1 pseudogene is annotated in these 2,415 nt (G+C 38.3%); it reads left to right on the top strand.

Annotation, left to right across the window (positions count from 1 at the left end):
- Positions 1–2,254, top strand: a pseudogene (locus HMPREF3116_RS09015) (hypothetical protein); the annotation flags it as partial.
- Positions 2,255–2,415 lie beyond the last annotated feature (161 nt).

A 2,415-nucleotide genomic window follows, 5' to 3' on the forward strand; every position in this document is an offset into this window, starting at 1 on the left:
TAGAATTGCAATGGAAGATTCAGCAGGGAATTTGGTTTGGTTAAGTGCTAATGGGGATTTAGATATCGGATTTTCTGTAAATGTAGCAAATATACCTTATGAAACTATCCGTGAATTAAATATGGAATTGACACCAAATAGTGAAGATATTTTGGTTCAAGCAGGTATTAATGGTTCTTCGGATGCTATTACTGGGGAGATAATAAACGATCCAGTGCCAGAAATTATCCACTATGCTCCAGTGGAAATTCCTTTTGAAACTATTCAAGTTGTTACAGATAACTTATATGTTGGGGAAACTAATGTAACTCCTGGCCAAATTGGACTACTTGATCCTGAAACAGATGAAGTTATTATAGCTCCTTTTAACGAAATAGTAGAAGTAGGTTCAAAAGTTTATGTAGCTCCTGAAGAAATTGCTTTTGAAGTTGAAAGAATTTTAGATATGAACTTATCTCCTGAATCGGGGGAAGTTATCGTTCAAGAGGGTCAAGTGGGTTACCGTGATGGTGAAACCGGTGAAGTTATTAGTGAGCCAGTTAATATGGTTGTACATTATGCACCGACAATAATTGATTATGACGTTATACGGACTTTCAATCCTGAAAGAACACCAAACTCTGGAACAGAAATCATTCAATATGGTGACATGGGATTAATGGATCCTATAACAAATGAGGTAATCATTGAGCCAATTGCTGAAATTTCTGAATTCGCACCCGTAACTATTGATTATGAGGTTGAACATCAATTGGATGATTCATTAGAGCCAAACTCTAACGATCATACTTTAATTCAAGCAGGTGCAGAAGGACTACAAAACCCAGAAACAGGTGAGGTTATACTTTCGCCGGTTAAAGAAATTGTTGGAATTGCACCTACTGAATATATTGATGATTCATCGGTTCAAAATATCATTACTGTAATTGACCAAGAAACAAATCAAGAAATAGCGAAGGCAACTTTCTTAGGTAATAACTATGAATTACGTCAAAAGTACTTTATTAACCAATTGAATAATCAACATAATTTAGATTTACAATTAGTTGGTGAAGAACAAATTTCTAGAACGATGTCTTCAACATCATTTAATGGTCGTACCGTATCTTCTACAACAATCAAAATGAATGTGTACGTTGTAAATCACAATAATACAGATACGTCGGTTATTGAAAAACTATTCTTACCTGAAGGTGTTATTTATAATAACCAAGACTATGGAAGAGCTCTTAGAGAAGTAACTATTCAAGATAACTATGGTTCTATATTGTATAGTACAAGATATGTGGCATACGAATCTACGGATGACACCATTCGATCAAGTATGTCTAATATCAGTTCATCGGATTATTACTATGATAGTGTTGATATTAGTGAGGGTTACACCACAATCTTTAGCAATGGTGGTTTCTATAGTGGGCCTTCAAAAGATATCACAATACTAGTCAATAGAATTGAAGTAGCTGAAGAACCGGAAACACCATTAGAACCAGAAGTTCCAGAAGTAGAGGAACCGGAAACGCCAGTAGAGCCGGAAATTCCAGAGGTTGAAGAACCAGAAACACCGGTAGAACCAGAAGTTCCAGTTGTTGAAGAACCAGAAACACCATTAGAACCGGACGTTCCAGTTGTAGAAGAGCCATCAATACCATTAGAACCGGAAGTTCCAGTTGTAGAGGAACCAGAAACACCGGTAGAACCAGAGGTCCCAGAGGTTGAAGAACCAGAGACACCAGTAGAACCAGAAGTTCCAGAGGTTGAAGAACCGGAAACGCCAGTGGAACCGGAAGTTCCAGAGGTAGAGGAGCCAGAGACTCCGGTAGAACCAGAAGTCCCAGAGGTTGAAGAACCAGAAATACCGGTAGAACCAGAAGTTCCAGAGGTTGAGGAACCAGAGACTCCAGTAGAACCAGAAACACCGGTAGAATCTGAAGTTCCTACAAGTAACGTAAAAGGGCCTGTAGCGATATCTGAAGACGGTGTAGTGGTAGCTGAACCAATTCCTACTCCTGCACAAACTGTAGCGACTGAAGGAGCGAAAGCTGAATCAGAAGTTGTTGTGGCAGAGACAGGTTCAAAGGTTGCAGAAACAGTTTTATCTGCAGAAGTGAAGGCCGAAGAGTCGTCTACAACTGTTGATGACCAGGTTGCGACTTTACCAGCAGCAGGAGCCCAAACGATGAGTTCGTTAGCGACAGGTTTGGCTATGATTACAACTGCTTTAGGTGCTGTACTTGTTCGCAAGAAAAAATAGTATTTGATGCTTATGTAATTTACACAATAAAATAAAAATGCAAATTATCCGTTCCTTTTGTACGTTTTGTATGGAAGGACGGATTCTTTATTGGTATGATGGTTGATTTGACTGTCTTTAATTATCATCGTAAATATTTATTAAAATATATGTTGACTCTT

It is taken from the genome of Aerococcus sp. HMSC10H05, from assembly GCF_001806975.1.
Classification (GTDB): domain Bacteria; phylum Bacillota; class Bacilli; order Lactobacillales; family Aerococcaceae; genus Aerococcus; species Aerococcus viridans_B.